This is a genomic window from Flavobacterium rivuli WB 3.3-2 = DSM 21788, from assembly GCF_000378485.1.
GTDB classification, from domain to species: Bacteria; Bacteroidota; Bacteroidia; order Flavobacteriales; family Flavobacteriaceae; genus Flavobacterium; species Flavobacterium rivuli.
This window is the reverse complement of the sequence record NZ_KB899981.1, coordinates 37072-43771: the sequence shown is the minus strand read 5'-3', so window position 1 is coordinate 43771 and position 6700 is coordinate 37072. Positions and strand designations below refer to the sequence as shown.

Here is a 6700-nt window from a genome sequence, read left to right as displayed (position 1 = left end):
AAGCATTTTGGGATGGTACCCAGGATTTCCTTCTTTACTATAGGCTTCAAGTAACGGCTGGATATTTATTTTCTCTACAACGGAGTTAATAACCCGGACCGGATGATGCGCAGGTATTAATTCATCAAACGAATGAGGGAAAAGAGTCGACTGGTTCTGGTTGTAGGGCTTAAATTTCATCGCTTAAAATATTGATAATCAATACTTGAATATAATAAAAAATAAACTTTCTGCCAAAAAAATGCATAAAAAAACCGCCTCAGTTTTGAGACGGCTTCTTGCTTTTTTGTGGTAATGTCATTGTATAGAAGCCTTGAGTTCACTTAGTTTTATGTATTTGTTTTCTTCTCTTTCAAAACGCAATGTATGTCATCTGATCAGGGAGGAATTTCAGGTTCTTAAGATTCTTCGGCTTCGTTGCACTTCGCTCAGAATGACAGGTGCATCCGGATAATCTTTTTCATGGTATTTCTCCCTTTATTAAAAGGGCAACTGTAATTCTTTGGTGGTGTAACGTTTTAAATATTTTGTCATTCTGAGCGAAGTGCAACGAAGCCGAAGAACCTCTTGGAATTCCTTAAAAAATAAGTAGCCGCTTACTAAACTTATCATTTTTGACGTGTTTGTGTCATTCTGAACGGAGCGCAGCGGAGTTGAAGAATCTCTTAAAATTGTCTACAGGAAAATGAGCAGTAATTTACTAAATGGTAAACATGTTATTTTTACGCGTTTGTCATTCTGAACGCAGCGCAGCGGAGTTGAAGAATCTCTATTCTAGTCCTCATCTGGAATTAGTTTTAACAACGAGCAAATACCAAACGTTTAAAAAACACCTGTAGTGATACATAGCCCTGACTGCAGTGGCATCCTCCCGACGCAGGAGGGAGATATAGCGAAAGGCAGGAACAAGGTTTAAAGAATGCGCAGGCATTGTGCTGCAATAAAAAAAGCCTCACAGTTGTGAAGCTCTTATATAAACGTATTAAAGAATATTAACTCCTTAAGGCATGCAGGCGTGCTACATATTTGCCTACAACGTCAAACTCAAGGTTTACAACGGTGCCGGGTTTTATATTTTTAAAGTTAGTGTGCTCATAGGTGTAAGGTATAATGGCCACACTAAACTCGTTTGCTTTAGAATTAACTACGGTAAGGCTAACACCATTTACGGTAATAGAACCTTTCTCTATAGTAATATTGTTAGGGCCGGCATCATATTTAAAGGTAAAGTACCAACTGCCCGATGCATCTTCTACAGATACACATGTTCCTACCTGGTCTACATGCCCCTGTACTATATGCCCGTCCAGCCTGTCGCCCAGTTTCATGGCGCGCTCCAGGTTTACCTCGCTACCCACAGCCCAGCTGCCCAGGTTGGTCTTCTCTAAGGTTTCTTTAATGGCTGTTACCGTATAGCTATCTGGCGATAATGCAACCACAGTAAGGCACACACCGTCGTGAGAGAGGCTTTGGTCTATCTTCAGTTCGGGTACAATAGGGCAGGTTAGCGTTATGTTGATATTGTCGTTATCTTTTTCTATTTGCGCAATGGTTGCGGCAGTTTCAATAATTCCTGTAAACATGCTGATTAATTTTACTAAATTTGTAGGGTACAAAATTAAGCAATAAACAGCATCATGACAAAACAGGCAGAAAATGTAATTGTAGGCATATCCATAGGCGACCTAAACGGCATAGGTACAGAGGTTTTACTAAAAACTTTTGAAGATGCCCGCATGCTGGAATTTTGCACGCCGGTTATTTTTGGCAATTTTAAAGTGCTGTCTTTCATAAAAAAAACGTTTCAGCTTACCTGCAACCTTCACGGTATTGATACTCTTGAACAATTAGTGATTGGTAAAATAAATGTACTTAACATTTGGAAAGAAGGCGTTAATGTAGATTTTGGTAAGAATGATGAGACAGTAGGTAAGTATGCTATAAAGTCGTTTACCGAGGCTGTAGCTGCCCTTAAGGATAATAAAATAGATGTGCTGGTAACGGCTCCTATTAATAAATATAACATACAAAGCGAAGATTTTAAATTCCCGGGGCATACTGATTATTTAGATCAGGAGCTGGAAGGCGATGCATTAATGTTTATGGTACAGGGCGACCTGAGGGTAGGTTTGCTTACAGACCATATTCCGGTAAACGAAGTGTCGTCGCATTTAACCGAGGAGCTTATACGCAAAAAGATACTTACTATAAATACGTCGCTAAAAAAAGATTTCAAGATAAATAAGCCTAAAATTGCGGTGCTGGGTGTAAACCCCCACAGTGGCGATAACGGTGTTATAGGTAAAGAAGACGATGTGGTTGTAAAACCCGCACTTAAAAAACTGTTTGAAGAAGGTGTTATGGTTTTTGGCCCCTACAGTGCCGATAGTTTTTTTGGCAGTGGGCAGTATGAAAAGTACGATGCTGTAATAGCGGCATACCACGACCAGGGACTTATTCCTTTTAAAACATTATCGTTTGGAAATGGTGTTAATTATACCGCCGGGCTCGAAGGAATACGCACTTCGCCAGATCATGGCACGGGTTATGATATAGCTGGTAAGGGAGTGGCCGACAATAATTCGTTTAAAGAAGCCGTTTATCTTGCTATAGATGTGTATCATAGCAGGCAGGAGTATGCAGAACTGACCAAAAACCCGCTAAAAATTAGAGAAAAGCAGGAAGAATCAAAAAAATATTCATAACAGTCTTGGATTTGCAATTATTTTATATCTTTGCACGCTCAAAACTGTTGTAGTAAAACAAGTTGCGGTATACAAAGTACACGCCTTATTAATAATAACAGTTAAAATACTGGAAGTACATGAAAGTGAACAAGGATTTTTTAATCCCGTTTGTGGGATTGAAGCAGGGAAAACACCAGTTTGAGTTTGATATTGACAAAAAGTTCTTTGATGGCTTTGAATTTGACGAGTATAACGACGTCAATATTAAAGTTAATCTTGTTTTGGAAAAGAAAAGCACTATGCTCGAGCTCACGTTTAAGCATAAGGGTACAGTAAATGTTCCCTGCGATCTTACCAATGAGGATTTTGACCTGCCTGTAAAAGGTGCGTTAACCCTTATTGTAAAGTTTGGCGATGAGTATAACGATGATAATGATGAGCTGCTGGTACTGCCGCATGGCGAATATCAGGTAAACGTAGCCCAGTATATTTATGAAATGATCGTGTTGTCTGTACCAACAAAACGGGTTCACCCGGGAATTAAAGACGGTACGTTTACCGCAGATATATTAGATAAACTGGAAGAGCTTGCTCCAAAAGAAGAATACAAAGAAAAAAAAGAAGAAGAAAGCACCGACCCGCGTTGGGACGGTTTAAAAAAACTATTAACGGATAATAAATAATATAGTAAAATGGCACATCCTAAGAGAAAGACCTCGAAAACAAGAAGAGATAAGAGAAGGACGCATTATAAAGCATCGGTTCCTCAAATTGCTAAATGCCCTGTAACAGGTGAGGCACATTTATACCACAGAGCTTACTGGTTTGAAGGTAAAATGTACTACAGAGGTCAGGTTGTTATAGACAAATCAGAAGAGGCTGTAGCATAATTGCTGGAAGTAAAGGGTAAAACTCTCACTTGGTGGGAGTTTTTTTGTTAAATACCCTTTTTTTTAAATTAGGCAGGCTTATTTCCCGCCATATTATAAAATTTTTGTAATTTCCACCACTTTTCGGGGGTATTTCCGCCTGAAACAGAATGATATATTATTCCTATGAGTAAAATAACAGCTGCCATTACTGCCGTTGGGGCTTACGTGCCGGATTTTGTGCTTACAAACCAGTTGCTCGAAACAATGGTAGATACAAATGATGAATGGATAACATCCCGTACGGGTATTAAGGAAAGGCGTATTCTTAAAGAAGAAAATCAGGGTACTTCGTTCCTGGCTATAAAAGCGGCAGAAGACTTACTTAAAAAATCAGGGACTAACCCTGCAGAGATTGACCTGGTACTTGTGGCATCGGCCACGCCGGATATGCCTGTTGCAGCAACGGCTGTATATGTGGCCACAAAAATAGGTGCAGTAAATGCTTTTGCATACGACCTTCAGGCTGCCTGTTCGAGTTTTTTGTATGCTATGAGCAATGCTGCTGCTTATATAGAAAGCGGCCGTTATAAAAAGGTACTGGTTATAGGTGCCGATAAAATGTCATCGATTATAGATTATACAGACAGGGCAACCTGCATTATCTTTGGTGATGGTGCCGGGGCTGTGTTATTTGAGCCTAATTTTGAAGGGCTTGGGTTGCAGGACGAGATATTAAGGAGTGATGGCATAGGCCGCGATTACCTTAAAATTGAAGCCGGCGGCTCTATACTGCCTGCAAGCCATGAAACGGTAGATAATAAACAGCACTACGTTTTTCAGGATGGTAAAACTGTGTTTAAATATGCAGTGTCTAACATGGCCGATGTAAGCGAAAAGATCATGCAGCAAAACAACCTGTCGCATGATGATGTAAACTGGCTTGTAGCACACCAAGCTAATAAAAGGATAATAGATGCTACGGCACACCGTATGGGTGTAGACGAAAGCAAAGTACTTATAAATATAGAAAAATACGGTAATACAACATCGGCCACGCTGCCGTTGCTGCTTCATGATTTTGAGCACCTGTTTAAAAAAGGCGATAACATTATCTTTGCCTCTTTTGGCGGAGGGTTTACCTGGGGCTCTATATACCTTAAATGGGCATACACTAAAAACTAAACAAACTACAAATAAAAACTGAAATATGGATATCAGAGAAATTCAAAACCTAATCAAGTTTGTGGCAAAGTCCGGAGCTACAGAAGTTAAATTAGAGATGGATGATATTAAGATCACCATAAAAACCACAAGCGACGCCAGCACAGAGGGTACAACTACTTACATACAGCAGTTGCCAGCAAGCCAGCCGGTGCAACAACAGGCTCCTGCCGCTGCACAGCCACAGGCTCCCGCTGCTATACAGGCTGCCCCGGTTGCAGATGACAACGCTAAATACCTGGTTATTAAATCGCCTATTATTGGTACTTTATACAGAAAGCCATCGCCGGATAAACCTACATTTGTAGAGGTAGGCAGCACGATCTCTAAGGGAGATGTTGTTTGTGTAATTGAGGCAATGAAGCTGTTTAACGAAATAGAATCTGAAATTTCAGGTAAGATCGTTAAGGTACTGGTAGACGATTCGTCTCCGGTGGAGTATGACCAGCCTTTATTTTTAGTAGACCCTTCTTAATTATTTTAAATTTTGAATTTTAAATGCCGGATGATTTTGGTGTTTAAATAATTTGAAATTCATAATTCATAATTTAAAATTACAAAGAACGATGTTTAAAAAAATACTAATAGCCAACAGGGGAGAGATTGCACTTCGTGTAATACGCACCTGCAGGGAGATGGGCATTAAAACGGTGGCAGTATATAGTACTGCCGATGCGGAAAGCCTGCATGTAAAATTTGCCGATGAGGCTGTTTGCATAGGGCCGCCGCCAAGTAACCTGTCTTACCTTAAGATATCTAACATTATTGCCGCTGCAGAGATAACTAATGCCGATGCCATTCATCCCGGTTACGGTTTCTTGTCTGAAAATGCAAAGTTCTCTAAAATTTGTAAAGAGCACGGTATTAAATTTATAGGCGCTTCGCCAGAGATGATTAATAAAATGGGAGATAAGGCTACAGCCAAAGCTACCATGAAGGCTGCAGGTGTACCTTGTGTGCCGGGATCTGACGGATTGCTTGAATCGTACGAACATACTAAAAAACTGGCTGCCGAATTTGGTTACCCTGTTATGCTTAAGGCTACTGCCGGAGGCGGGGGTAAAGGTATGCGCGCCGTTTGGAAAGAAGATGAGTTGCAAAAAGCATGGGATAGTGCCAGGCAGGAAGCAGCCGCCTCTTTTGGTAACGACGGTATGTATATGGAAAAACTTATTGAAGAGCCACGCCATATAGAAATTCAGGTTGTGGGAGATGCTTTTGGTAAAGCCTGCCACCTTAGCGAGAGGGATTGTTCTGTACAGCGACGCCACCAAAAACTAACTGAAGAAACTCCTTCGCCATTTATGACCGATGAACTTCGTGAAAAAATGGGTGCTGCTGCTGTTAAAGCTGCAGAATATATTGCTTATGAAGGTGCCGGTACAGTAGAATTTTTGGTTGATAAGCACAGGAATTTCTATTTCATGGAAATGAATACCCGTATACAGGTAGAGCACCCTATTACTGAGCAGGTAATAGATTACGACCTTATACGCGAGCAGATACTTGTTGCTGCAGGTGTGCCAATTACAGGTAAAAATTATTTACCGCAAATGCACTCTATAGAATGCCGTATTAATGCCGAAGACCCTTATAATGACTTTAGGCCGTCGCCGGGTAAAATTACGACCCTGCACATGCCGGGAGGCCATGGTGTAAGGCTTGATACGCATGTATATAGTGGTTATACAATTCCGCCTAATTATGACTCTATGATAGCGAAGCTTATTACTACTGCACAAACAAGGCAGGAAGCTATAAGTAAAATGAAACGTGCGCTTGATGAATTTATAATAGAGGGTATTAAAACAACCATACCATTCCACAGGCAGTTAATGGATGAGCCGGACTATGTAGCCGGTAACTACACTACTAAGTTTATGGAAAGCTTCAAAATGAAGGAGCGCGTAACAGAATAAT

The 6700-nt window shown here is 40.5% G+C and carries 8 protein-coding genes; 6 read left to right on the top strand and 2 right to left on the bottom strand.

Annotated elements, in window-relative coordinates; genetic code table 11:
• Together F565_RS23140 and F565_RS0120340 are read right to left on the bottom strand one after the other, a co-directional pair.
• Positions 1-180 (bottom strand): transposase (locus F565_RS23140; protein ID WP_020214885.1); only part of this gene is annotated, 180 nt, incomplete at its 3' end.
• Positions 181-992: 812 nt separating this feature from the next.
• Positions 993-1583 (bottom strand): riboflavin synthase, encoded by a 591-nt coding sequence (locus F565_RS0120340; RefSeq protein ID WP_020215095.1) that lies wholly within the window; start codon positions 1581-1583, stop codon positions 993-995.
• Between the two features lie 54 nt (positions 1584-1637).
• Between F565_RS0120340 and pdxA the strand changes: the two genes are divergently transcribed.
• From pdxA to accC, 6 genes are all read left to right on the top strand, one after another.
• Positions 1638-2705 (top strand): 4-hydroxythreonine-4-phosphate dehydrogenase PdxA, encoded by a 1068-nt coding sequence (pdxA, locus tag F565_RS0120335; protein WP_020215094.1) that lies wholly within the window; start codon positions 1638-1640, stop codon positions 2703-2705.
• 119 nt (positions 2706-2824) lie between these two features.
• Positions 2825-3370 (top strand): YceD family protein, encoded by a 546-nt coding sequence (locus F565_RS0120330; protein ID WP_020215093.1) that lies wholly within the window; start codon positions 2825-2827, stop codon positions 3368-3370.
• Positions 3371-3379: 9 nt separating this feature from the next.
• Positions 3380-3577, top strand: a complete 198-nt coding sequence (gene rpmF, locus F565_RS0120325) for a 50S ribosomal protein L32 (RefSeq protein ID WP_020215092.1) — start codon at positions 3380-3382, stop codon at positions 3575-3577.
• Positions 3578-3742: 165 nt separating this feature from the next.
• Positions 3743-4741 carry a beta-ketoacyl-ACP synthase III gene (locus tag F565_RS0120320; RefSeq protein ID WP_020215091.1) on the top strand — a complete coding sequence of 333 codons (999 nt, stop codon included), beginning with the start codon at positions 3743-3745 and terminating at the stop codon, positions 4739-4741.
• Between the two features lie 25 nt (positions 4742-4766).
• Positions 4767-5255: an acetyl-CoA carboxylase biotin carboxyl carrier protein gene (accB, locus tag F565_RS0120315; protein ID WP_026300206.1), complete on the top strand. Its 489-nt coding sequence runs from the start codon at positions 4767-4769 to the stop codon at positions 5253-5255.
• 91 nt (positions 5256-5346) lie between these two features.
• Entirely contained in the window at positions 5347-6699 is a 1353-nt protein-coding gene (gene accC, locus F565_RS0120310) for an acetyl-CoA carboxylase biotin carboxylase subunit (protein WP_020215089.1), read from the top strand.
• Position 6700 lies beyond the last annotated feature (1 nt).

Bases quoted from the DNA above. Each gene is read 5' to 3' on its own strand.
- F565_RS0120340 (WP_020215095.1), bottom strand. From the start codon at position 1,583: ATGTTTACAGGAATTATTGAAACTGCCGCAACCATTGCGCAAATAGAA.
- pdxA (WP_020215094.1), top strand. From the start codon at position 1,638: ATGACAAAACAGGCAGAAAATGTAATTGTAGGCATATCCATAGGCGAC.
- F565_RS0120330 (WP_020215093.1), top strand. From the start codon at position 2,825: ATGAAAGTGAACAAGGATTTTTTAATCCCGTTTGTGGGATTGAAGCAG.
- rpmF (WP_020215092.1), top strand. From the start codon at position 3,380: ATGGCACATCCTAAGAGAAAGACCTCGAAAACAAGAAGAGATAAGAGA.
- accC (WP_020215089.1), top strand. From the start codon at position 5,347: ATGTTTAAAAAAATACTAATAGCCAACAGGGGAGAGATTGCACTTCGT.
- F565_RS0120320 (WP_020215091.1), top strand. From the start codon at position 3,743: ATGAGTAAAATAACAGCTGCCATTACTGCCGTTGGGGCTTACGTGCCG.
- accB (WP_026300206.1), top strand. From the start codon at position 4,767: ATGGATATCAGAGAAATTCAAAACCTAATCAAGTTTGTGGCAAAGTCC.